Raw genomic sequence first — 23,094 nt, 5'->3', positions numbered from 1 at the left:
CCCGTGAAGAAGGTTGTTACTCAGCAGGGGCTGTGATCCGCCACAAGGGCGCGTCGTACTTCTCCGGACGGCTGCTGATCAGCAGTTGGCGCAGGTCCTCGCGTAGGGAGCCGTTGAAGTTCAATGCCTCGGTGATGCGGCGGAGCGTCGTGTGGGTGACTCCGCGGCTTCGGGCCTCAGCCTCGAACTGATCGAGTTGCGTCAGTACAGCCTCGGGGTCGAGCTTCGCCGGGGGCTGGTCCTTTAGCCACGTGGCCTTGTTGCGCTCGTAGTCGATCTCCGAGTACCCGCAGATCTCGCGGCTGTGGGCTTCTACCTCGTCCAGGGTGGCGGTAGTGGTGATGGAGCGGGCCAACTCGTTGCGGCTCAGCGCTTCGTCCAGGTCGACCTCATGGACGGTCGGACTTTCCTCAGTGAGAGGGACGGGAAGGCCGGCGTCCCGCATCTCGCACGTGCCGCGTACGCCGCAAGCCGTCGCCGCGAGCATCCCGGTTGCCTCGGAGGGGTGCCACTCCAGGACCGAGCTGATCGGCTCCACGTCCTTGGCAGTGAAGGTGTGGACGAGGGGGCCGAGCATGCTGCGCACTGCGTCAGAAGGCAGTTCGCCGTCGAGGCCGGGGCCTGCCACCAACAGGCGGATCGGTGCGTTCACCTGGCAGCACGCGGCGAGCGTGACGGCATCGGCAAGCGGGCTCTTGAGCGTCGGCTCATCGCCTCGGGCGAGGATGTCTCCGCCGACGTCCAGGAGATCGATCGCCTCCGGTGAGAAGTGGGTTACCAGCTCTTCGAGTTGGCGGGTGATGCCCTCGACTCCGTGGCGTGGGTCGATCAGGGCGAAGGTGTGCGGGAGCTCTGCCGCGAGTCGGGGGAGGGTGGAGCCTGCTGGAGCGATCGGGCGGGCCTCGGCCGGCACTGCCTGGACTGCTGGGGTGAGGGGCTGGAGGCCGGTGAAGTTGTTCGGTCCTCGGGGGCCCGGTACCGGGTCGATCAAGAGGCGGTCCCACGCGTACGTGAGGATCACCGCCTGGTCCTCGTCGCCGTAGAGGGCGGCGTGAAGCATGGCGGCGGCGACTGCGTCGCCCCCTCCTCCTGCTGCGACGATCAACCGCTTCATGCGGTTACGCCGACAAGTGGGTCGACGAGCGGGAGCTTGCGCCGCTCACCCGCGACCTGTACCGCTACCTCCTCGACAAGCACCTGTTCGCCTTCGCCGAGTCGGACTTGGACGAGATCACCGCTCCACGCGTCCGGGAGTGGCGGGCCGGCCGGCTGCGGACCACGAACGCCAAGACGATGACGGCTAAGGCGTACCGGCTCCTCAAGGCCATCATGGAAACGGCCGTGGACGACGAGCTGATCACCCGCAACCCGTGCCGGATCAAGGGAGCTGGGAAGAAGAAGGCGGCTGAACGGCGCATCGCCACCGTCGCCCAGGTCGACGCCCTCGCCGAAGCGGTCGGGATGCGGTGGCGGCTCATGGTCTACCTCGGCGCGTACGGTCCGATGCGTCCGGAGGAGCTGGCCGGCCTCCGCCGTCGAGACGTCGACCTCGACAACCTTCGCGTCCGCGTCCGCCTCGCCGAGCCTGAGCGGATGAGCGGGCGGCGCGTCCAGGGCGACACCAAGTCGGAGGCGGGCACTCGGACTGTGATTCTTCCCGCGTTCCTCCGCCGGGAGCTCCGCTGGCATCTGGAGAGCTACGCCGAGCCGGGCCTGGACGGGCTGATCTTCGTCGGAGAGAAGGGGGCTCCGTTTCGGCGTAGCACCTTCGGGCGGAAGTGGCGGCGGGCACGGGAGATCGTCGGGATGCCCGAGGGCTTCCGGTTCTACGACCTTCGGCACACCGGGCACACGCTGTCCACGCGTTCCGGTGCCACGCTCAAAAGACACCATGGTCCGGGCCGGGCAGTCCTCGGAGAAAGCGGCGCTGATCTACCAGCACTCGGACGACGAGCGGCAAGAAGAGGTCGCCGCCGGGCTGGACGCCACCGTACGGAAGGCGCGGGCCGCTGCCAGGGAGAAAGAGCCCGACAGGCGTTCTGGCACGAATCTGGCACGCGGCGAGTGATCGCAGCGGACAGCAAAACGGCCCAGGTCTTTGACCTGGGCCTTCTTCGTGGAGCGGGTGACGAGAATCGAACTCGCGCTCTCAGCTTGGGAAGCTGATGTTCTACCATTAAACTACACCCGCGTAAGACGCCGGTTGAGCCGGTGTCGAATGCCCGCTCACTCTACCTCATGCCAGGCCCCCGGCGCCGAAGCCGCGGGGCCTCGCGGCGTTTCAGGGGGTGGATGCCGCTGCGGGCGGGCCGAGTTGGGGCGTACGGTGCAGGCGAGGAAGAGGGCCCGGGCGGGACCGGAGTGCCGCCTGTCGGCCCGTCTCTTTCATCCCGTAATGTGGCTTTCGTCGTCAGCCAGACGCGGCTCTTGGGGAAGGGACTCTGAGGACTTGATGGAGCGCACCGTCGTCCGTTGTGCCGAGGGGCACGTGTTCAGCACCGCTTCGCTGCCGATGCAGCAGGCCGAGCGGCTCGGCCCCGGCCGGTTGATCCGGTGTCCGCGATGTGCGCGGCTCCGGAACGTCGTACCGGTGTCACTGCAGAAGCAGTAACCCGCGTATCCCGTCAGCGCGGAAATACACACGCAGCGGCGTCCGCGCCGCGGAGAGCGGAACAGACAGGCGCGCAGGACCGGCCACGATTGTGGCCGGTCCGCGCGCCTTGCGTATCCTCGGGGCGTGCTTCTCTCAGACAAGGACATCCGGGCCGAGATCGACGCCGGACGGGTCCGCATCGATCCGTACGACGAAACCATGGTGCAGCCGTCGAGCGTCGACGTGCGACTCGACCGGTTCTTCCGGGTGTTCGAGAACCACCGCTACCCCCACATCGACCCCGCCGTCGAGCAGGCCGACCTCACGCGGCTCGTCGAGCCCGAGGGCGACGAGCCGTTCATCCTGCACCCCGGCGAGTTCGTGCTGGCCAGTACCTACGAGGTCGTCTCCCTCCCCGACGACCTGGCCTCCCGGCTGGAGGGCAAGAGCTCGCTCGGACGGCTCGGGCTGGTCACCCACTCCACCGCCGGCTTCATCGACCCCGGCTTCTCCGGGCACGTGACGCTGGAGCTCTCCAACCTCGCGACGCTGCCCATCAAGCTGTGGCCGGGGATGAAGATCGGGCAGCTGTGCATGTTCCGGCTCAGCTCGCCGGCGGAGTTCCCGTACGGCAGCGAGCGGTACGGGTCCCGTTACCAGGGCCAGCGCGGGCCGACCGCCTCGCGGTCCTTCCTCAACTTCCATCGGACCCAGGTGTGAGCGGGAGCGGCGAGCAGCGGATGAGCGACATGCGGGAGAACCTGACCTACGAGCGGTTCGGCGTCGCCGTGCGCGAACTCGCCCAGACCATCGTCGACGACGGCTACGAGCCCGACATCGTGCTGAGCATCGCGCGGGGCGGGGTGTTCGTGGCCGGCGGCCTCGCGTACGCCCTCGACTGCAAGAACATCCACCTGGTCAACGTCGAGTTCTACACCGGCGTCGGGACCACCCTGGAGATGCCGGTCATGCTGGCGCCCGTCCCGAACGCGATCGACTTCTCCGACAAGAAGGTCCTGATCACGGACGACGTGGCCGACACCGGCAAGACGCTGAAGCTCGTGCACGACTTCTGCGTGGACGCCGTCGCCGAGGTCCGCAGCGCCGTCATCTACGAGAAGTCCCAGTCGCTCGTGAAGTGCGAGTACGTGTGGAAGCGCACCGACGAGTGGATCAACTTCCCGTGGAGCGTCCTCCCGCCCGTCAGCAGGTCCGGGGAAGCGGCCCGGCCGAACACCGAGGCGCTCTGAACCAGGGGGACGCCGGGCGCCCGGGTCAGGCCGTGGGCCGGGAGCGTCCGGGTCAGGCCGTGGGCCGGGGGCGTTCGCGGGTCACCAGGGCCACCGTCGTGCCTACGCCCGCGAACAGCAGCCCGATCCCGCCGAAGACCAGCGGCAGCAGCCACAGGGAGGCGAAGCCGTCGATCCGCGCGTCCTCGGGGGAGTCCGCGCGGTAGAGCACCCCGACCCGCTCACCCTCCTCGTACGAGGGCGGGTTGGAGCCCGTGTGGTCGCGGAACCGGTGCGTCGTGCCGTCCGCCGAGACGAACTCCACCACCGGGTACGCCACGCGCCGGTCGCTCATCCGCTTCGTGCGGGTCCCGCTGTCGTGGTCGCGCCGCCACTCCAGGGCCGTCACCGTGCCGGAGGTGCGCTCCGCGTCCGCCAGGAACGAGACGGACACGCCCGTCAGGATCAGTCCGACGACCAGGAACAGCGACCCGAACGCGATCGCCCCGAACACGATCCATCGCCGGGCCCGCCGGCCGCGTATCTCCCGAACCCGTATCCGCACGACATCCTCCCCCTGGCCCGGTCCCCCCGGAGCCGCACAGACGCTACCGCAGGGCCGGCGCGCGCCCGGATACCGGTCCGGCGTGCTGAGATGCGGGCGCCGCGCCACGGCGTGACGCTGGAATGGTCAGCCCCGTCGGTGTCCGTGTGGGACCCGTGAGGTGCGATCGCGCCAGCGGCTCATGACGGCGCCGGGGCCCCGCGAGGAAGAGCGATCGCCATGGACGCCAGCACGTGGGAGGCGATGCGGACCGCGCTGCGCGGTCCGGTCATCACTCCGCAGGATTCCGAGTACGACAGGGCCCGCACGGTCTACAACGCGATGATCGACCGCCGGCCGGCCGCCGTGGTGCGGTGCCGGGACGCCGGGGACGTGATGGCGGCGGTCGACTTCGTCCGCGACCGCGGCCTCGAGACGGCCGTACGCGGCGGCGGGCACAGCGGTGCCGGGCTGAGCATGGTCGACGACGGCGTCACCATCGACCTGTCGCCGATGAGCGGGGTCCGCGTCGACCCGGTGACGCAGACCGCCCAGGCCGGCGGCGGCGCCACCCTGGGCGACCTCGACCACGCCACCCACGCCTTCGGCCTGGCCACGCCCACCGGCATCATGTCCACGACCGGCCTCGGGGGCCTCACCCTCGGCGGCGGGCACGGGCACCTCACCCGCAAGTACGGGCTGACCGCGGACAACCTGCTCTCCGCCGACGTGGTGCTCGCCGACGGCGGCTTCGTCACCGCGAGCGAACGGGAGCACGCGGACCTGTTCTGGGCGCTGCGCGGCGGCGGCGGGAACTTCGGCATCGCGACGTCCTTCACCTACCGCCTGCACCCGGTGCACACCGTCTCGCTCGGGATCACCCTGTGGTCGCTCGACAGCATCGGGGACGTACTGCGCTGGTACCGCTCGTTCCTGCCGCAGGCGCCCGACGACCTGAACGGGTTCTTCGCGGTGCTCGTCGTGCCGCCGGGGCCGCCGTTCACCGAGGAGATCCACGGGCAGAAGATGTGCGGCGTGGTGTGGTGCTGGAGCGGGGACCCGGACCGCGTGGAGGAGATGCTGGCGCCGGTGAACGAGGCGGGGCCGCCCACCTTCCACTTCACGGCGCCGATGCCGTACCCGGCGGTCCAGAGCATGTTCGACCAGCTGATCCCGGCCGGGCTCCAGTGGTACTGGCGCGGTGACCTCTTCGACCGGATCACCGACGACGCCGTCGAGGTCCACGCCAAGTACGCGGAGGGCATCCCGACCGCCCTGTCGACCATGCACATGTACCCGGTCGACGGGGCCGCCGGGCGGGTCGGCGAGGACGACACCGCGTGGGCCCGCCGGGACGCCGTGTGGTCCGGCATCGTCGGCGGCGTCGACCCCGACCCGGCCAACGCCGAGACGATCAGGCAGTGGTGCGTCGACTACTGGGAGGAGCTGCATCCGCACTCCATGGGCGGCGCGTACGTCAACTTCCTGGGCGCCGACGAGGGCGGGGACCGGGTCCGGGCCACCTACGGCGACCACTACGACCGGCTGGCGGCGGTCAAGCGCGCCTACGACCCGCACAACCTCTTCCACGTCAACCAGAACATCGAGCCCGCCCCGGCGGTCTGAACCGCCGCGGACGGGCCCGGGTGCCGGTGCGCTCAGAACGTGCCGAGCTTGACGATCGACAGGATGGCGATCAGCTGGATCGCCGACGCGCCCAGGGCCTTGGGCCAGGGCAGGTCGTGACTGCGGGACACCATCAGCGTGAGCAGGGCGCCGGCCGCCAGCCAGGTCACCCAGCCGAGGAGCTGCACGAAGGAGGCGTCGCCGCCGAAGAACATGGCGACCAGCAGACGCGGGGTGTCCGTGATCGACATGATCAGCATGGAGAGGCCGACCGTCGGCTGCCAGGCGCCGTCGCCGCCGAGCTGGCGGGCCAGGGTGTGGGTGACCACGCCGAGGATGAAGGTGCTGAGGACGATCGCGACACCGGTGATGAGGACGATCGGCACCGCGTTGGACAGCGTGGCGTTGATGGCGTCCTCGCGGGCGCCGTCGAAGCCGAAGACGGCGAGCAGGCCGTAGAGGAACGTGACGCCGAGCGCGGGGCCCCACATCGCGTAGTCGCGCATCTGCAGGAAGGTCTGGTTCGGGCGGAGGACGATGCCCTTGAGCAGGTCCTTCCAGTGCAGACGGGGGCCGACCGGCGGGGCCGGGGCCTGTCCCGCGCGGTAGGTCTCGCCCTGGTTGTACGGGTCCTCGCCGATCGCGAAGGCCTGGGTGTGCCCCGGCTGGTTGGCCGCGTACGGGTCGGGCCCCTGCTGGTAGCCCTGGCGGCCGTCGTCGCCGAAGTACTCCGGCTCGCCCTGGCCGCCCTGCGGCCACCCGCCGCCGTTCGGCTGACCGCCGTAGGGCTGTCCGCCGTACTGCTGCTGCGGCGCGGGTGGGTAGCCGTACGTCGAGCCCTGGCCCTGGGGGGCCTGCTGTCCGTACGGCTGCTGCCGCGGGTGTTGTTGCGGTCGCCCTTGCGGGGTGCGGTTGTCCCGGCCGCGTCCGATCCTGAATCCAGCCACGTAATCGAACGTACCTGGTCCCGGAGAGTGACGTGCCGGGGCCGGGGCAATGGACCCGGCTTTGCGGCCGAGCTGTGACATCCCCTAAGGGGGCAACGGGCCTGGTCTCAGTGGCTGCTCAGGGTCTTCCCGTACGCGAGCGCGCTTGACGCTCCGGGTAGGCCCAACGTGGTGGTGCGGGGTCCCGGGACCCCGCACCCGGGGCGTTCGGGTCAGTCGGTGAAGGTGCCGCCGAACTCGGGCAGGACCGCCGGGCCGGACACGGACGGGACCGTGGCGGTGCCGCGCAGGACGAGACCGCCGGTGGCCGCGCCGACGGCGAGGTCCGCCCTGCCGTCCGCGTCCAGGTCGCGCAGGCGCACGGTGTAGCCGAAGGACGTGTGGGAGTCGGGGGCGCCCATGACGGACTGCGCGATCCAGGAGGAGCGGGTGCCGCCGAGGCCGCCCGGGCCGCCCCGGAAGAGGTGCACGCCGCCCTGGTACTCCCGTCCGTCCACGGCCTCGTGGGGTACGCCGACCGCGAGGTCCGCGTACCCGTCGCCGTTCGTGTCGCCCGCCGTGACGTCGTAGCCGAAGTCGTCACCCGCCTCGGGGCTGCCCGCGACGCCGGAGGTGGCCTGGGTGTACGTGGCCGAGCCGCCCGGTCCGGCGGACGTGCCCTTCCAGACGGTCACCGCGCCCTTGCCGCCGCTCGCGTCGGGCAGGGCCAGGGCGACGTCGCCGTAGCCGTCCTTGTCGAAGTCGCCGACGGCGGCCTCGTAGGGCGCGCTGCCGAGCGTCTTGGACGGGCCCGAGGACAGGCCGCTCGCCGTGCCCCTGAGGAACCAGGCCCGGTGGTGGTCCGCGCCGTCGTAGAACTGGTCGCCGAGGACGATCAGGTCGGCCTTGCCGTCGCCGTCGACCTTGCCGGCGGCCAGACCGCCGGAGTACCAGCCGCCGTCCACCTTGTCGATCTTGCTGACGCTGCCGGTGCCGCCCGCACGGGTGAAGGCGCCCCGGTACAGCCACGCCTCCTCGCCGCCCACGACCGCGAGGTCCGGCGAACCGTCGCCCGTGAAGTCGCCGGTGGCCACGTCGCGGCCGAAGTGGCCGTACGCCCCGGACCGGGGAGTGACGTTGGTGCCGCCGCTCAGCCCCGAGCGGGAGCCCCACAGGATCGTGACCGAGCCGCGGTACTCGTAACTGCCCACGTGTTCCATGGGGTTGCCGACGACGAGGTCCGCGTAACCGTCCTTGTCGAGGTCCGCGCTCGCGAGGCTCTCGCCGAAGGTGTCGTCCTCCTCGCCCGTCCCGGGCACGCCCGGGCTGTCCTGGTGGACGACCTGGGGGTGCGCGGTGTCGAGCCCGGAGGCGCTGCCGTACACGACGGTGACGGCGCCGCCCTCCCAGCCGCCGGCGCCGGAGACACCGGCGTAGGCGCTGCCGTACACGAGGTCGCGGTAGCCGTCGCCGTTGAAGTCGTCGTAGTGCTTGGCGACGGCGGCGGAGGCGGGGGCGGCGAGGGTCACGGGGGCGGTTCCCGCGGCCAGGAGGGCGGCGAGGGCCGTGGTGGTGCGCAGGCGCATGCGAGGGCTCCGGAAGTGGGAGGGGGCCCGCGCCGGGAGCGGCGCGGGCCCGACAGGCGGAAGGCGTGGGTCAGTTGGCCGCGTTGGCGCCGAACACCGGGTAGCCGTCGGTCGAGACGCCGACCGCGGACGGCGCCAGGGCGCGCGCGCCGGTGGTGGTGATCTTCGTGCCGCCGGAGGGCAGGTAGGTGACCGAGCCGTTGAAGTCGTTCTCGCCGCTCGCGGCGACCAGCAGGTCCGCGCGGCCGTCGTGGGTGACGTCGGTGAGCTTGACCTCGGCGCCGAAGTAGTCGTTCCTCTCGTCCGAGCCGGGGACGCCGGCCGTGGACTGGGCGAAGTACTGCGCGCCGGAACCGGTGTCGAGGCCGGACGCGGAGCCGTACAGGACGGTCACGGCGCCGGTGTTGACGACGCTGTTCAGGTTCTCGCCCGCGGCGGCGACGGCCAGGTCCTGGAACCCGTCGCCGTTGATGTCGCCGAGCGAGAGCTCGCCGCCGAACCAGTCGCCGCGCTCGGAATCGCCGGGGACCGAGCCGGAGTTCTGGCTCACGGCCACGGTGTAGTCGGGGCCGGCGGAGGAGCCGTAGATGACGTGGACCTTGCCGCCGGTCACCGACTCGGGCACGGAGGGGGTGTCGTCGTCCGTGGAGGGGTCCCAGTCCTGGCCGGTCACGATGTCGCCGTAGCCGTCGCCGTTCACGTCGCCGATGCCCGTGATCACACCGCGCTTGAGCTCCACGGCGCCGGAGGACACCAGGCCGGAGGCCGAGCCGGGGATGTAGTAGTTGGTGTTCCAGCCGGCGGTGCTGTCGGTCTCGTAGCCGTCGACGACCAGGTCGGTCCTGCCGTCGCCGTTCACGTCGCCCGCGGTCAGGTTGATCGGACCGGTGGGGCCGCCCGACTGGATCGGGGGCTTGACGGTGGCGCGGGCGCCGTAGCCGCCTGCCGGGGTGAGGCCGCCCTTGTAGACGTAGATGGTGCTCTCGCTCGAACCGATCGCGAGGTCGTCCTTGCCGTCGCCGTCGTAGTCGCCCGCGGCGAGCGTCTTGCCCCAGCGGTCGTGCGAGGAGACCGCGGGGTCCTTGATCGTCGTACCACCGGTGAGGCCCTGCGAGGAGCCCCACAGGACGAGGACGGTGCCGCCGTCGGTGTCGCCGTCGACGTCCTCGTACGAGGCCGACACGGCGAGGTCGTCGTAGCCGTCGGAGTTGTAGTCGCCGTAGGCGCTGACCCAGCCGAAGTGGTCGCCGGTCTCGGCGGAGCCCGGGACGCCCGTGGTGTTCTGGCTGACGGTCGTGCGGTTCGTCGAGGTCACGCCGGTCGCCGAGCCGTACAGGGCGACGATCTGGCCGGCCTCCTTCTTGCCGCCGACGGTGGCGTCGCCCGCGGAGAACGCGGTGTCGCCGTAGCCGTCGCCGTTGAAGTCGGCCTCGTGGTGGTGGACCGAGTCCGCGGCCAGGGCCGTGGTGGTCGTGAAGGTGAGCAGGCCGCCCGTCAGCGTGGCCGCTGCGGCCGTCGCGAGGGCGATGCGGAAGTGCTTGTGCATGCGGGATTCTCCTGCGGCATGCGGGGAACGCCTGGCGGGCGTCCACAGTCGATGGGGTGCTCGTCGCCCGCGTTCTCCTGGAGTTGTCCTGGGCGTAACGGGGCGGTCGGCGAACAGGAGACCCGCGGAGTGATCCAAGGGTTGTACGTGATTTCGAAGAACTTCTGTTCCCGGTGGGGCGCACGTGACTTGTGCGCCCCACGCGGTGCCGTCGGCCGGTCCCCGGCGGGACCGGCCCGCGGTCAGCGGCCGAGTTCCGTGCCGTACGCCTTCGCGCCGGTCAGGCCGAGGCCGCGCGGGGTGAGGGAGCGCGCGCCCACCGGGTACGCGTCGTCCGTCGTCGGGACGTACCAGACACCGCCGGTGGCGGAGTTCTCGCCGGGGGCGCCGGCGGCGAGGTCCGCGAGGCCGTCCAGGTCGTACCGGCCGGCGGCGACCGTCGCGCCGAACAGGTCGCCGGCCTCGGCTGTGCCGGGGACGCCCTGGGTGTTCTGCGTGTACGTGACGCCGCCGGAGACCGGGCCGGTACCCGTGCCGTTCAGCACGGTGACCGAGCCCGCGTTCTCCAGCGAGCCGACGTCCTCACCGGGCGCGCCCACGAGGAGCTCGGGCGCCCCGTCGCCGTCCAGGTCGCCCACCGCCACCGAGGAGCCCCACGCGTCGCCCGCCTCCGCAGTGCCGGGGACCCCGGCCGAGGACTGGGACAGGCAGACGTCGGAGCCGTCGCGCAGGCCGCCCGCGCTGAACCGGACGAGGACCGCGCCGCTCGACTCGTCCGGGCACGGTGAGGGCACGTCGGCCTCGGGGTTGTCGCGCCGGTGGCCGAGGACCAGGTCGTCCGCGCCGTCCGCGTTCAGGTCGGCGGCGGCCAGGGAGGCGGCGTGGTCGCCGGTGCGCCAGACCTCGGCGGGCTCGCCGCCCGCGAGGGACCAGACGGCCGTGCCGTACAGCTCCATGCCGGACCAGGTGACCGCGATGTCGTCGGTGCCGTCGCCGTCGAAGTCGCCGGTGGCCAGGTCGTCGGCACCGGCGAAGTCGTAGCCGTCGAGGAGCGTCGTCGTGGCGGGGGAGGTCAGCGGGCCGGGGCGGAAGAGGAGTGAGCCGCCCTCCTCGCCGCTGGTGCCGATCGCGAGGTCGGTGTCCCCGTCGTGGTCGTAGTCGCCGGCCGTGAACAGGGCGCCCAGCCGGTCGGCGTCCCCGGCGCCCTTGGCGGCCACCGTTCCGCCGCTGCGGAAGCCGGAGGAGGAACCGAACACGACGGTGAGCGTGCCGTGTTCGTCGTACGCGCTGTCGCTGAGGGACTCGCCGGGGGCGCCGACGAGCAGGTCGGCGAAGCCGTCCGCATCGACGTCGGCCGCGGCGACCCGGGCGCCGAACAGGTCGGTGGCCTCGGCGGTGCCCGGTATCCCGGAGGTGGCCTGGCTGACCGTGGCCGAGCCGGCGGTGCCGGGGCCCTGGGGCCCGCCCCAGACGACGTTCACGTAACCGGCCTTGGCCTGGCCGGAGACGGTGGCGCCGGGGACGCCGACCGCGAGGTCGGCGTAGCCGTCGCCGTTGAAGTCGCCCTGGAGGCCGGTGGGAGCCGCGAGGGCGGCGGGGGACGAGAGGCCGGCGACGGCGAGGACGACGGCCGTGCACAGCACGGCGGCCGGGAGGGGTCTGCGGGTCACGGGGACTCCAGCTTCTGCGACGGGGGAGGGGTGTGGGACGGCGGTCCGGGGAGGCCGCCGGACGGGAGCCGGGGGCTCGGCCGCCGGGAGCGGTCGGCGGCGGGGGCCGCGGGGGTGTCCGGACCGGGGGTCAGCGCGGTCCGGGCGTGACGGTGCGGACGTGGTCGGCGGGGCCCGCGCGACGGGTGAGGGGCGGCGGCCGCCACGTCGTCGCGACGGCCTGCTTCGGTGCGCGCATGGGCCACTCCCGGGACAGGGGCATACGGGTGTCCCCGGTGTGACTCACGAGGTGGACGAAGGGTTGTGCCCGGATGGCCACGGGGTTAACTCCGCCTCCGTGCCGGGTGGTTGGGGGACCGGCCTGGAGGGGAGCCGTACGCGCGCGGTGGTGGTCCCGGACGGGAGCGGTACGCGCGGCGGTGGTCCTGGAAAAGGGCACGCACGGCCGTAGCGCCGCGAGGGGCGGCCCCCATGTCCTCCGGCCCGCAGGGGGACCCCGCCCGGCCGGGCCGCAGGGGGGCCTCGCCCGGGCCCGCAGCGGGACCGCCCCTCGGGCCGGCCTCGGCGTTCCCGGGTCGGTCAGTTGGCGGGCCGCAGCCGCAGGCCCATGTCCTCGGGGGTGAACAGCCGCGCCCCCTTCGGGTCGAACCCGGCGTCCGAGCCGTGCAGTACGAGGAACGCGCCCGCGCGCTTCTCGTACAGCGGCCCGAAGACCACCGCGTCGGCGTGGCCGTCGTCGTCGACGTCCAGCAGAGGCGGCTCGTGCCCGAAGGCGTTCCAGTAGTGCGGGTTGGGCGTCCCGGGCAGCCCCTCGGTCCCGGCGTCCACCGACTGCTCCCCGGCGGTGGACGGCACCCCGTCCGCTCCGCCCGGCAGCAGTGTGACCTTGCCGTCGTGCCGCCGGAAGTCGGGGGTGTTCACCACGAGGTCGGGACGGCCGTCGGCGTCGACGTCGCCCACGGCCGGTCCCGAGCCGAAGTCGACGCGCCGCCGGTCACCGGTGCGGTCGCCGATCACGGTCTCGGGGCGCCCCGTGCCGAGGCCGGAGCGGGCGCCGTAGAGGATCGTCACCGCGCCGCCGGTGCCCGGCATGTCGGCGGGCGCGACGACGAGTTGGGTCGGCAGCAGCAGGTCGTCGGTGCCGTCGCCGTCCGCGTCGCCGACGCGCGGGGTGCGCGGGCCGTCGAAGGTGGACAGCGCGCGGCCGATGCGCTCCTCCAGGCGGGTGTCGCGGACGAGACCCCGCTCGCCGCCCTCGTAGACGCCGACGGTGTGCAGTCCTGCGGGGGCGGAGTCGTCCTGCTCGGCGTCGTAGGAGTAGGTGAGGACGGCCTCCGCCCGGCCGTCGCCGTCGAAGTCGCCGGTCGCGGCGGCCCGCGGCGTGCTGTAGCCCTGCTGGTTCACGTCGAGGGCCGCCGTGCGCCGGGGTGTGCCGGCGCGGTCGAAGGGCCCGTACCGCAGGCTCCCGCCGGTGCCGGGCTCCCTGGAGCCGATGTCCCCGGTGCCGCCCCGCCCGCCGTCCAGCAGGTCCACGGCCCCGTCGCCGTCGAAGTCGGCGGCGGCCAGCGGCCGGAAGCCCTCGGGCAGGTCGAGGACGCGGGCCGGACCGAGGCCGCGCGGGCCGCCGAACATCGCGAACGCCCGCGCGCCGGACAGCTCTTTGCCGCGGCTGCCCAGCAGGTCGGTGAAACCGTCCCCGTCGAGGTCGGCTCGCAGCGGCGCCGACATGAGTTCCTGCCCCTCGGCCACTCGGGCTCGGCTCGTCCAGGCCGGGGCGAGCCCCTTCCGCGAGCCGTAGACGACGATCAGGCTCGGGGTGAACTCCTTGTCCCCCGCGGACTTCGCCTGCAGTGCGGTGACGAAGTCGTCGTAGCCGTCGCCGTTGAAGTCGCCCGGGTCGGGATCCGCGGCGGGCTTCCCGGCCGGGGGCCGCCCGTGCGCGGGGCGGTCGGACGAGGGCTCGTCCGCGCCGCAGCCGGTGGCGGCGGCGAACACCAGCACGCAGGCCAGCACGGTACGCAGACGTATCAAGGCGACTCCAGGCTCGTCCGGTGGTGGCCTTCGCGCCACGATCCGCCCATGATGGCCCCTGCCGGGCCCGGGGACGAGAACACCCCATGTCCCGGCTTCGCGCGGGGACATGGGGTGTTTCTCGTCAGGGAGCCGCGCCGGCGCGGGGCCGGCGAGGCCGCCGTTCCGGGGCGGCGGGCCTCACTTGGCGGGTTCGGGCTCCGGGGTGCTCTCGGCCTCGGCCGGGCCCGTGGGGTCGGCCGGGGTCTTGACGGAGTCCAGGAGCAGCTGGGCGACGTCCACGACCTGGACGGACTCCTTGGCCTTGCCGTCGTTCTTCTTGCCGTTGACCGAGTCGGTCAGCATGACGAGGCAGAACGGGCAGGCGGTGGAGACGATGTCCGGGTTGAGGGAGAGGGCCTCGTCGACCCGCTCGTTGTTGATGCGCTTGCCGATCCGCTCCTCCATCCACATCCGCGCGCCGCCGGCGCCGCAGCAGAAGCCGCGCTCCTTGTGGCGGTGCATCTCCTGCTGGCGCAGGCCCGGGACGGCGGACATGATCTCGCGCGGCGGCGTGTAGATCTTGTTGTGCCGGCCCAGGTAGCAGGGGTCGTGGTAGGTGATCAGACCGTCCACCGGGGTGACCGGCAGCAGCTTGCCCTCGTCGATGAGGTGCTGGAGCAGCTGGGTGTGGTGGATGACCTCGTAGTCGCCGCCGAGCTGCGGGTACTCGTTGCCGAGGGTGTTGAGGCAGTGCGGGCAGGTCGCGACGATCTTCTTCGCGGACTTCGGCTTCGCGGACTCGGGGACGACCTTGCCCTCGTCGTCCGTCTCCTCGCCGAACGCCATGTTCAGCGCCATGACGTTCTCCATGCCGAGCTCCTGGAACAGGGGCTCGTTGCCGAGACGGCGGGCGGAGTCACCGGTGCACTTCTCGTCGCCGCCCATGATCGCGAACTTGACGCCCGCCATGTGCAGCAGCTCCGCGAAGGCCTTGGTGGTCTTCTTGGCGCGGTCTTCCAAGGCGCCGGCGCAGCCGACCCAGTAGAGGTACTCGACCTCGGTGAGGTCCTCGATGTCGCGGCCGACGACCGGGATCTCGAAGTCGACCTCCTTCGTCCACTCCAGGCGCTGCTTCTTGGCGAGCCCCCAGGGGTTGCCCTTCTTCTCCAGGTTCTTGAGCATCGTGCCCGCCTCGGACGGGAACGCGCTCTCGATCATCACCTGGTAGCGGCGCATGTCGACGATGTGGTCGACGTGCTCGATGTCGACCGGGCACTGCTCGACGCAGGCGCCGCAGGTGGTGCACGACCACAGGACGTCCGGGTCGATGACGCCGTTCTCCTCCAGCGTGCCGATCAGCGGGCGCTCGGCCTCCGCGAGGGCGGCGGCGGGCACGTCCTTCAGGGCCTCGGCCGACGCCTTCTCGTTGCCCTCCATGTCCTTGCCGCCGCCGGCCAGCAGGTACGGCGCCTTGGCGTGCGCGTGGTCGCGCAGGGACATGATGAGGAGCTTGGGGGAGAGCGGCTTGCCGGTGTTCCAGGCGGGGCACTGCGACTGGCAGCGGCCGCACTCGGTGCAGGTCGAGAAGTCGAGGAGGCCCTTCCAGGAGAACTGCTCCACCTGGGAGACGCCGAAGACGTCGTCGTCGCCGGGGTCGGTGAAGTCGATCGCCTTGCCGCCGGACGTCATCGGCAGCAGTCCGCCGAGCGAGGTGCCGCCCTTGGCGTCGCGCTTGAACCAGATGTTGGGGAAGGCCAGGAAGCGGTGCCAGGCGACGCCCATGTCCGTCTTCAGCGAGACCGTGATCATCCAGATGAAGGACGTCGAGATCTTGATCATCGCGGTCAGGTAGACGAGGTTCTGCAGGGTGCCGACGCTCAGTCCGCTGAAGGCGCTGACCAGGGGGTACGAGGCGAAGTAGGCGGCCTCGTAGTGGTCCACGCCGGTGAGGGCGCCCTCCAGGCCGCGCAGCGTCATGATCGCGAGGCCGATGATGAGGATGACGGCCTCGACAAAGTACGCCTGGCCGAAGTTCGAGCCCGCGAAGCGGGACTTGCGGCCCGGCCGGGTGGGCAGCGACAGCTGGCGGATCACGATGAGCGTGAGGATGCCGAGCGTCGTCATCGTGCCGATGAACTCGACGAACAGCTCCCAGGGCAGCCAGTGCCCGAGGACGGGCAGCACCCAGTCGGCCTCGAAGAGCTGGCCGAAGGCGTTGACGAGCGTCAGCACGAGCGAGAAGAAGCCGACGGCGACGAACCAGTGGGCGACGCCCACCACGCCCCAGCGGTTCATCCGGGTGTGGCCGAGGAACTCCCTGACGACCGTGACGGTACGCGCTGCCCAGTCGTCGGTGCGGATGCCCGCGGGGACGTCCTGGCCGAGCCGCACGAAACGGTAGATCTGTGCGATGGCTCGGCCGAACAGCGCCGCGCCGACGACGGCGAGTACCAGCGACACAATGATCGCGGCGAGTTGCATTTGGGGGCTCCTCGGGCCTGCGCGGTGGTGCTTCGAAAGTGATTACTAAGCGGTAACTTATGCAGTCCGTCTGAGACTACCCATTTCTAGCGCCGCACTGTAGCCAGGCGGGCGGTGATCTGTGTCGCTGAGGCTTGCCTCAGGCGCCGCACCGCCCCGCGCCGCCGGGTCGCGGCCCGCCCGGTGGAACCGGATCCTGTCATTCACACCATATTGCGGTATTCGTTCCCTGCGTGGGTGTGTGCTTCGGGGGCACCCGGTGTCGAATTGTCCCGGCACACGCGTCGGCGGGCCCATCGAAATCCCAGGTCAAAGCTTCATTGCGCGTAAGGAACGGATAAGAGTTGAGCCCACTCGACTCAGCTCTGTTGACCACGCGCCGGACGTGATGCACACTTGAGTCCGTTCCACTCAAGTCAGCTGGAGGAATTGTCATGGCACGTGCGGTCGGCATCGACCTGGGCACGACTAACTCCGTCGTCAGCGTTCTGGAGGGCGGCGAGCCCACCGTCATCACCAACGCCGAGGGCGCCAGGACCACGCCGTCCGTCGTCGCCTTCGCCAAGAACGGTGAGGTGCTCGTCGGCGAGGTCGCCAAGCGCCAGGCGGTCACGAACGTCGACAGGACGGTCCGTTCGGTCAAGCGCCACATGGGCACTGACTGGAAGATCAACCTGGACGGCAAGGACTTCAACCCGCAGCAGATGAGCGCCTTCATCCTGCAGAAGCTCAAGCGGGACGCCGAGGCCTACCTGGGCGAGAAGGTCACGGACGCGGTCATCACCGTCCCGGCCTACTTCAACGACTCCGAGCGCCAGGCCACGAAGGAGGCCGGCGAGATCGCCGGCCTGAACGTGCTGCGCATCGTGAACGAGCCGACGGCCGCCGCCCTGGCGTACGGGCTCGACAAGGACGACCAGACGATCCTCGTCTTCGACCTCGGCGGCGGCACCTTCGACGTGTCGCTGCTGGAGATCGGTGACGGCGTCGTCGAGGTGAAGGCCACCAACGGTGACAACCACCTCGGTGGTGACGACTGGGACCAGCGCGTCGTCGACTACCTGGTGAAGCAGTTCCAGAGCGGCCACGGCGTGGACCTCTCCAAGGACAAGATGGCTCTCCAGCGTCTGCGCGAGGCTGCCGAGAAGGCCAAGATCGAGCTGTCCTCGTCCACCGAGACCTCGATCAACCTGCCCTACATCACCGCCTCCGCCGAGGGCCCGCTGCACCTGGACGAGAAGCTCACCCGGGCTCAGTTCCAGCAGCTGACGGCCGACCTGCTGGAGCGCTGCAAGACGCCGTTCCACAACGTCATCAAGGACGCCGGCATCCAGCTGTCCGAGATCGACCACGTCGTGCTCGTCGGCGGCTCCACCCGTATGCCGGCCGTCGCGGAGCTCGTGCGCGAGCTGACCGGCGGCAAGGACGCCAACAAGGGCGTCAACCCGGACGAGGTCGTCGCCATCGGCGCCGCCCTGCAGGCCGGTGTGCTCAAGGGTGAGGTCAAGGACGTCCTGCTCCTCGACGTGACCCCGCTGTCCCTCGGTATCGAGACCAAGGGCGGCATCATGACCAAGCTCATCGAGCGCAACACCACGATCCCGACCAAGCGGTCCGAGATCTTCACGACGGCCGAGGACAACCAGCCGTCCGTGCAGATCCAGGTCTACCAGGGCGAGCGCGAGATCGCGGCGTACAACAAGAAGCTCGGGATGTTCGAGCTGACCGGTCTGCCGCCGGCGCCCCGCGGCGTCCCGCAGATCGAGGTCGCCTTCGACATCGACGCCAACGGCATCATGCACGTGACCGCGAAGGACCTGGGCACGGGCAAGGAGCAGAAGATGACCGTCACCGGCGGCTCCTCGCTGCCGAAGGACGAGGTCGACCGGATGCGCCAGGAGGCCGAGAAGTACGCGGAGGAGGACCACGCCCGCCGCGAGGCCGCCGAGACCCGCAACCAGGGCGAGCAGCTCGTCTACCAGACCGAGAAGTTCCTCAAGGACAACGAGGACAAGGTCCCGGGCGAGGTCAAGACCGAGGTCGAGGCCGGCATCGAGGAGCTGAAGGCCGCGCTCAAGGGCGAGGACACCGCCGAGATCCGCACGGCCACCGAGAAGGTCGCCGCCGTCTCCCAGAAGCTGGGCCAGGCGATGTACGCCGACGCCAACGCCGCGCAGGCGGCCGGTGGCGCCGAAGGTGCCGGCGCCGAGCAGCCCAAGGCCGCTGACGACGACGTCGTCGACGCCGAGATCGTCGACGAGGACCGCAAGGACGGTGCCGCGTGACGGAGGAGACCCCGGGTTTCGAAGAGAAGCCTGACGTCCCCTCCGGCGCCACCTCTGACGACGCCGAGCCGCAGGCCGCCACCCCCTCCTCGGAGGAGGAGGCGGCGGCGGCCCCGGACGGGGACGCAGCAGCACAGTTGGTCGGCCTGACGGCCCAGCTGGACCAGGCCCGCACCGCGCTCACCGAGCGCACCGGGGACCTCCAGCGGCTCCAGGCCGAGTTCCAGAACTACCGCCGCCGGGTCGAGCGCGACCGGATCGCGGTCAAGGAGATCGCCGTGGCGAACCTCCTGACCGAGCTCCTCCCCGTGCTCGACGACATCGGCCGCGCGCGGGAACACGGCGAGCTGGTCGGCGGCTTCAAGTCGGTGGCCGAGTCGCTGGAGACCGTCGCGGCGAAGATGGGCCTGCAGCAGTTCGGCAAGGAGGGCGAGCCCTTCGACCCGACGATCCACGAGGCCCTGATGCACAGTTACGCGCCGGACGTCACAGAGACGACGTGCGTGGCGATTCTGCAGCCTGGGTATCGCATCGGCGAGCGCACCATCCGCCCCGCGCGGGTGGCCGTCGCCGAGCCCCAGCCCGGCGCGCAGACCGTCAAGGCGGACTCCGCCGAGACCGCCGAGGCGGCGGACGACAAGGAGAGCGGTGGCCCGGACGAGGGCTGACGTACGCACGAGGGAGGAGGGACGTCGAGGATGAGCACCAAGGACTTCATCGAGAAGGACTACTACAAGGTCCTCGGCGTCCCCAAGGACGCCACCGAGGCCGAGATCAAGAAGGCGTACCGGAAGCTCGCCCGCGAGTTCCACCCGGACGCCAACAAGGGGAACGCGAAGGCGGAGGAGCGCTTCAAGGAGATCTCCGAGGCGAACGACGTCCTCGGTGACCCCAAGAAGCGCAAGGAGTACGACGAGGCCCGCGCCCTCTTCGGCAACGGCGGCTTCCGGCCCGGTCCCGGCGCCGGCGGCGGCTCCTTCAACTTCGACCTGGGCGACCTCTTCGGAGGCGGCGCCCAGGGCGGCACCGCGGCGGGCGGTTTCGGCGGAGGCATCGGCGATGTCTTCGGCGGGCTGTTCAACCGCGGCGGTGCGGGCACCGGCGCCCGCACCCAGCCGCGGCGGGGCCAGGACATCGAGTCCGAGGTCACGCTGAGCTTCACGGAGGCGGTGGACGGCGCGACGGTGCCGCTGCGCATGTCCTCCCAGTCGCCCTGCAAGGCCTGTTCGGGCACCGGCGACGCGAACGGCACACCGCGTGTGTGCCCGACGTGCGTCGGCACCGGCCAGGTGGCCCGCGGATCGGGTGGTGGTTTCTCGCTGACCGACCCGTGCCCCGACTGCAAGGGCCGCGGCCTGATCGCGGAGAACCCCTGCGAGGTCTGCCGGGGCAGCGGCCGGGCCAAGTCCTCGCGCACGATGCAGGTCCGCATCCCGGCCGGCGTCAGCAACGGCCAGCGGATCCGGCTGCGCGGCAAGGGCGCCCCGGGCGAGCGCGGCGGTCCCGCCGGCGACCTGTACGTCGTCGTGCACGTCGACGCCCACCCGGTCTTCGGCCGCAAGGGCGACAACCTCACCGTCACGGTGCCCGTCACCTACCCGGAGGCGGCGCTGGGGGGCGAGGTGCGTGTGCCCACGCTGGGCGGGCCGCCGGTCACCCTGAAGCTGCCGCCGGGCACGCCCAACGGGCGCACGATGCGCGCCCGGGGCAAGGGCGCGGTCCGCAAGGACGGCACCCGCGGCGATCTGCTGGTCACCGTCGAGGTCGCCGTCCCCAAGGACCTCTCGGGCAAGGCTCGCGACGCGCTGGAGGCGTATCGCGAGGCGACCGCGGAGGAGGATCCGCGGGCGGAGCTGTTCCAGGCCGCGAAGGGAGCATGAGGACGCCATGGACGGAATCGGCCGTCGACGCAATCCGTACGAACTGACCGAGGAGACGCCGGTCTACGTCATCTCGGTGGCGGCCCAGCTCTCCGGCCTGCACCCGCAGACCCTGCGGCAGTACGACCGCCTCGGCCTGGTCTCCCCGGACCGTACGGCCGGGCGGGGCCGGCGCTATTCGGCCCGCGACATCGAACTGCTGCGTACGGTGCAGCAGTTGTCGCAGGACGAGGGCATCAACCTCGCGGGCATCAAGCGGATCATCGAGCTGGAGAACCAGGTGGCCGCGCTCCAGTCCCGGGTCGCGGAGATGCAGTCGGCGCTCGACGGAGCCGCGGCCGCGATGCAGCAGCGCGAGGCCGCCGTCCACGCCTCATACCGCCGGGACCTGGTCCCGTACCAGGACGTCCAGCAGACGAGCGCGCTGGTGGTCTGGCGGCCGAAGCGGTCGTCCGAGCAGTAGCCGTCACGGCGTCGCTCACTTGTGCAGGGGCCCGGGAGGGGGACCTCCCGGGCCCCTGCACGTGCGTGGGGCGGCCGAGGGAGTGGTTCACGGCCGGTCCGTGCCGTCGTCCGGGAGGGCGCCGCAGACGGGGTCGGCGCAGCGCACCTCGTTCCGCTCGGGGAACGCCCGCAGGGACGCCGCGCCGCAGCGCGGGCAGCGGCCCGGCAGCCGAACCGACGGCTCGGGGTCGCCCAGCGCCCGGGCGCAGCGCGCCGCCATCCGCCGGGCCTCCTCCTCGACGTGCGCGGCGAGCAGCGGGTCGCGGGCGATGCGCTCCAGGAGCCCGGCGACGCGGCGCAGCCGCACGGGTACCGGGGCGGGCGCGACGGGCCGCAGTCCGAGCCGCTCGCGGACCGCCTCCTCCAGCTCCGTCACACCGTCGGTGATGTCGCGTACGGCGTCCGCGAGGTGCGGCCCCGCCGGGTGGGCGGGACCGCTGTCCGGGGCGCTCACGGGGCCGTCCCGGGCCCCGCGGGCCGGTTCCTGGACGAGATCGGGGAAGCGGCGGATGAGCGAGCCGATCCAGACCGCGCTCCCCGTCGCTCGTGCGCCGCTCACGGCCGGCCTCCCTCCACCCGCCACTTGGAACAGGTGTTCGATAACAGGGGTGAGGCAACAGGCTTGCACGGGGAGGCGGTGTACGCAAGTGACTACCGTCCGTGACGGCCGGTTCGGTCCGTGCGGTCGCACGAACATTCCACGAGGTGGAGAGGGTGCAGCGTTCCCGCACGTCCGGCGAGTTGGTACCTTCACAAGCCGAACACGGAAGTCCGTTGCCATCTCGTTAAGTGGTTACTCCTTGACGCTGCGGTGATCGACGCGTTGGCTTTCAGCCACCTGGTCGCAAAGCTGCGCCCTCGTCCGGAAGGCACATGAAGTGAACACCCGTTTCCGTATGCGTCGTACTGCCATAGCCTTGGGCGCATTTGCCATGGCCGTCCCGCTCGCCGCCTGCGGCGTGGTCGACGGCATCGGCGACGACGGCAGTTCCGCGAGCCCCAAGAAGGGCGACGACATCACGGTCGGCCTCCTCCTTCCGGAGAAGGAGAACTCCCGGTACGAGAAGTTCGACTACCCCATCATCGAGAAGAAGGTGGCCGAACTCACCAACGACAAGGGCCGCGTCGAGTACGCCAACGCCGAGCAGGACGCGGCGCGGCAGAGCGCGCAGCTCAACCAGATGGTGGCCGACAAGGTGGACGTCGTCCTGCTGGACGCGGTCGACGCCAAGGCCATCGCGGGCTCCGTGCGCAAGGCCAAGGAGGCGGGCATCCCCGTCATCGCGTACGACCGCCTGGCGCAGGGGCCGATCGACGCGTACATCTCCTTCGACAACGAACTCGTCGGCCAGGTGCAGGGCAGGGCTCTCGTGGAGGCGCTCGGTCCCGGCGCGGAGAGCCGCAAGATCGTCATGATGAACGGCTCGGTCACCGACCCGAACGCCGCGCAGTTCAAGGCCGGCGCCCTCTCCGAGCTGGAGGGCAAGGTGATCATCGCCAAGCGCTTCGACACCAAGGACTGGAAGCCGGAGAACGCCAAGGCCAACATGGAGCAGGCCATCACGGCCGTCGGCCTGGACAACATCGCCGGCGTCTACTCCGCCAACGACGGCATGGCGGGCGCGATCATCTCGGCCCTCAAGGAGACCGGCGCCACCAAGCTCCCGCCGGTCACCGGCCAGGACGCCGAACTGGACGCCGTGCAGCGCATCGTGTCGGGCGACCAGTTCATGAGCGTCTACAAGTCCTACGCGCAGGAGGCCAACGCCGCCGCGCAGATGGCGGTGGCGAAGGTCCAGGGCCGCTCGATCGAGTTCGACGCCCTCACCCGCGACAAGGTCGACAGCCCCACCAAGAAGAACATCCCCGCGCAGCTGGTCCCCGTGGTCGCGCTGACCAAGAAGAACATCGAGGAGACCGTCGTGCAGGAGGGCTTCTACACGGTGAAGCAGATCTGCACCTCGAAGTTCAAGGCGGACTGCTCGGCGATCGGCCTGAACTAGCTTTCCGCGGGCGCCCGCCGGGGTCGCCCGCCCGCCGACACCGCCCGCCCGCGGAACACCGCGCGCGGGCGGTCCCGCGTTCCGCCGCGGCCGACGTGTGCCGCCGCGTCACCCGGCGACCCGTGCCCGTGCCCGTGCCGGCGATCCGTGCCCGTGCCCCGGCCCGTCCGGCCCGACGACCGCTCCGGCAGCAGCATTTCGGCCAGCC

The 23,094-nt window shown here is 71.2% G+C and carries 17 protein-coding genes, 1 tRNA gene and 1 pseudogene; 9 read left to right on the top strand and 10 right to left on the bottom strand.

Annotated features, from left to right (window positions below; translation table 11 throughout):
* Positions 1 to 16 precede the first annotated feature (16 nt).
* Complete coding sequence (locus ACFYQQ_RS17185) at positions 17 to 1,114, bottom strand: DUF1152 domain-containing protein (protein ID WP_356163768.1); 1,098 nt, start codon at positions 1,112 to 1,114, stop codon at positions 17 to 19.
* Positions 1,115 to 1,119: 5 nt separating this feature from the next.
* Between ACFYQQ_RS17185 and ACFYQQ_RS17180 the strand changes: the two are divergent.
* A pseudogene (locus ACFYQQ_RS17180) lies at positions 1,120 to 2,068 on the top strand (tyrosine-type recombinase/integrase); the annotation flags it as partial.
* 49 nt (positions 2,069 to 2,117) lie between these two features.
* Here ACFYQQ_RS17180 and ACFYQQ_RS17175 read toward each other — a convergent pair.
* A tRNA-Gly gene (locus ACFYQQ_RS17175) sits at positions 2,118 to 2,191 on the bottom strand.
* A 546-nt stretch (positions 2,192 to 2,737) separates the two neighbouring features.
* Between ACFYQQ_RS17175 and dcd the strand changes: the two genes are divergently transcribed.
* Together dcd and ACFYQQ_RS17165 are read left to right on the top strand one after the other, a co-directional pair.
* Positions 2,738 to 3,313 (top strand): dCTP deaminase, encoded by a 576-nt coding sequence (gene dcd / locus ACFYQQ_RS17170; protein ID WP_355790461.1) that lies wholly within the window; start codon positions 2,738 to 2,740, stop codon positions 3,311 to 3,313.
* 20 nt (positions 3,314 to 3,333) lie between these two features.
* Complete coding sequence (locus tag ACFYQQ_RS17165; RefSeq protein WP_355790472.1) at positions 3,334 to 3,843, top strand: phosphoribosyltransferase; 510 nt, start codon at positions 3,334 to 3,336, stop codon at positions 3,841 to 3,843.
* A gap of 52 nt (positions 3,844 to 3,895) precedes the next feature.
* Here ACFYQQ_RS17165 and ACFYQQ_RS17160 read toward each other — a convergent pair whose 3' ends face one another.
* On the bottom strand, positions 3,896 to 4,387 hold the full coding sequence (locus ACFYQQ_RS17160) for a DUF3592 domain-containing protein (RefSeq protein ID WP_355790463.1): 492 nt from the start codon (positions 4,385 to 4,387) through the stop codon (positions 3,896 to 3,898).
* A gap of 219 nt (positions 4,388 to 4,606) precedes the next feature.
* Between ACFYQQ_RS17160 and ACFYQQ_RS17155 the strand changes: the two genes are divergently transcribed.
* Positions 4,607 to 5,992, top strand: a complete 1,386-nt coding sequence (locus ACFYQQ_RS17155; RefSeq protein ID WP_355790466.1) for an FAD-binding oxidoreductase — start codon at positions 4,607 to 4,609, stop codon at positions 5,990 to 5,992.
* A 32-nt stretch (positions 5,993 to 6,024) separates the two neighbouring features.
* Here the strand turns inward: ACFYQQ_RS17155 and ACFYQQ_RS17150 are convergent, their stop codons facing one another.
* The 6 genes from ACFYQQ_RS17150 to ACFYQQ_RS17125 form a co-directional block, all read right to left on the bottom strand.
* Positions 6,025 to 7,020: a YIP1 family protein gene (locus tag ACFYQQ_RS17150; RefSeq protein ID WP_355790469.1), complete on the bottom strand. Its 996-nt coding sequence runs from the start codon at positions 7,018 to 7,020 to the stop codon at positions 6,025 to 6,027.
* A gap of 131 nt (positions 7,021 to 7,151) precedes the next feature.
* Positions 7,152 to 8,504, bottom strand: coding sequence for an FG-GAP and VCBS repeat-containing protein (locus ACFYQQ_RS17145; RefSeq protein WP_388904817.1), 1,353 nt, complete (start codon positions 8,502 to 8,504; stop codon positions 7,152 to 7,154).
* Between the two features lie 70 nt (positions 8,505 to 8,574).
* A complete protein-coding gene (locus ACFYQQ_RS17140) occupies positions 8,575 to 10,050 on the bottom strand; it encodes an FG-GAP repeat protein (protein ID WP_356163770.1) in 1,476 nt (491 codons plus the stop codon).
* 242 nt (positions 10,051 to 10,292) lie between these two features.
* The gene (locus ACFYQQ_RS17135; RefSeq protein WP_356163771.1) at positions 10,293 to 11,720 is read right to left on the bottom strand and encodes an FG-GAP repeat protein; all 1,428 of its coding nucleotides are present in this window, start codon (positions 11,718 to 11,720) and stop codon (positions 10,293 to 10,295) included.
* Between the two features lie 579 nt (positions 11,721 to 12,299).
* On the bottom strand, positions 12,300 to 13,751 hold the full coding sequence (locus tag ACFYQQ_RS17130) for an FG-GAP and VCBS repeat-containing protein (RefSeq protein WP_356163772.1): 1,452 nt from the start codon (positions 13,749 to 13,751) through the stop codon (positions 12,300 to 12,302).
* 180 nt (positions 13,752 to 13,931) lie between these two features.
* The gene (locus ACFYQQ_RS17125; RefSeq protein ID WP_388904816.1) at positions 13,932 to 16,214 is read right to left on the bottom strand and encodes a heterodisulfide reductase-related iron-sulfur binding cluster; all 2,283 of its coding nucleotides are present in this window, start codon (positions 16,212 to 16,214) and stop codon (positions 13,932 to 13,934) included.
* Between the two features lie 434 nt (positions 16,215 to 16,648).
* Here ACFYQQ_RS17125 and dnaK point away from each other — a divergent pair, with 434 nt between their 5' ends.
* Genes dnaK through ACFYQQ_RS17105 form a run of 4 tightly spaced genes read left to right on the top strand, consistent with a single transcriptional unit; the run spans position 16,649 to position 20,842 of the window.
* Entirely contained in the window at positions 16,649 to 18,499 is a 1,851-nt protein-coding gene (gene dnaK, locus ACFYQQ_RS17120; protein WP_355785522.1) for a molecular chaperone DnaK, read from the top strand.
* Positions 18,496 to 19,167 carry a nucleotide exchange factor GrpE gene (grpE, locus tag ACFYQQ_RS17115; protein ID WP_355785525.1) on the top strand — a complete coding sequence of 224 codons (672 nt, stop codon included), beginning with the start codon at positions 18,496 to 18,498 and terminating at the stop codon, positions 19,165 to 19,167. The genes dnaK and grpE overlap by 4 nt, the downstream gene beginning before the upstream one ends.
* Before the next feature lie 30 nt (positions 19,168 to 19,197).
* Positions 19,198 to 20,379 (top strand): molecular chaperone DnaJ, encoded by a 1,182-nt coding sequence (gene dnaJ / locus ACFYQQ_RS17110; RefSeq protein ID WP_355785528.1) that lies wholly within the window; start codon positions 19,198 to 19,200, stop codon positions 20,377 to 20,379.
* A 7-nt stretch (positions 20,380 to 20,386) separates the two neighbouring features.
* On the top strand, positions 20,387 to 20,842 hold the full coding sequence (locus ACFYQQ_RS17105; RefSeq protein ID WP_355785531.1) for a heat shock protein transcriptional repressor HspR: 456 nt from the start codon (positions 20,387 to 20,389) through the stop codon (positions 20,840 to 20,842).
* Between the two features lie 87 nt (positions 20,843 to 20,929).
* On the opposite strand, the gene ACFYQQ_RS17100 is transcribed toward ACFYQQ_RS17105, so the two are convergent.
* A complete protein-coding gene (locus ACFYQQ_RS17100) occupies positions 20,930 to 21,442 on the bottom strand; it encodes a hypothetical protein (protein ID WP_388904815.1) in 513 nt (170 codons plus the stop codon).
* Between the two features lie 337 nt (positions 21,443 to 21,779).
* Here ACFYQQ_RS17100 and ACFYQQ_RS17095 point away from each other — a divergent pair, with 337 nt between their 5' ends.
* On the top strand, positions 21,780 to 22,886 hold the full coding sequence (locus ACFYQQ_RS17095; RefSeq protein ID WP_356163862.1) for a substrate-binding domain-containing protein: 1,107 nt from the start codon (positions 21,780 to 21,782) through the stop codon (positions 22,884 to 22,886).
* The last annotated feature ends 208 nt before the right edge of the window (positions 22,887 to 23,094 follow it).

Source organism: Streptomyces sp. NPDC005496 (genome assembly GCF_042872045.1).
Lineage (GTDB): Bacteria > Actinomycetota > Actinomycetes > Streptomycetales > Streptomycetaceae > Streptomyces.
The sequence above is the reverse complement of the archived record's forward strand: the minus strand, read 5'-3'. Positions and strand labels throughout refer to the sequence as shown.

What these genes read in the sequence shown, in the direction of transcription:
- ACFYQQ_RS17150 (WP_355790469.1), bottom strand. Translation starts at nt 7,020, where the DNA reads ATGTCACAGCTCGGCCGCAAAGCCGGGTCCATTGCCCCGGCCCCGGCA.
- ACFYQQ_RS17185 (WP_356163768.1), bottom strand. Translation starts at nt 1,114, where the DNA reads ATGAAGCGGTTGATCGTCGCAGCAGGAGGAGGGGGCGACGCAGTCGCC.
- ACFYQQ_RS17125 (WP_388904816.1), bottom strand. Translation starts at nt 16,214, where the DNA reads ATGCAACTCGCCGCGATCATTGTGTCGCTGGTACTCGCCGTCGTCGGC.
- ACFYQQ_RS17155 (WP_355790466.1), top strand. Translation starts at nt 4,607, where the DNA reads ATGGACGCCAGCACGTGGGAGGCGATGCGGACCGCGCTGCGCGGTCCG.
- ACFYQQ_RS17105 (WP_355785531.1), top strand. Translation starts at nt 20,387, where the DNA reads ATGGACGGAATCGGCCGTCGACGCAATCCGTACGAACTGACCGAGGAG.
- dnaK (WP_355785522.1), top strand. Translation starts at nt 16,649, where the DNA reads ATGGCACGTGCGGTCGGCATCGACCTGGGCACGACTAACTCCGTCGTC.
- dnaJ (WP_355785528.1), top strand. Translation starts at nt 19,198, where the DNA reads ATGAGCACCAAGGACTTCATCGAGAAGGACTACTACAAGGTCCTCGGC.
- ACFYQQ_RS17140 (WP_356163770.1), bottom strand. Translation starts at nt 10,050, where the DNA reads ATGCACAAGCACTTCCGCATCGCCCTCGCGACGGCCGCAGCGGCCACG.
- ACFYQQ_RS17095 (WP_356163862.1), top strand. Translation starts at nt 21,780, where the DNA reads ATGCGTCGTACTGCCATAGCCTTGGGCGCATTTGCCATGGCCGTCCCG.
- ACFYQQ_RS17165 (WP_355790472.1), top strand. Translation starts at nt 3,334, where the DNA reads ATGAGCGACATGCGGGAGAACCTGACCTACGAGCGGTTCGGCGTCGCC.
- ACFYQQ_RS17145 (WP_388904817.1), bottom strand. Translation starts at nt 8,504, where the DNA reads ATGCGCCTGCGCACCACCACGGCCCTCGCCGCCCTCCTGGCCGCGGGA.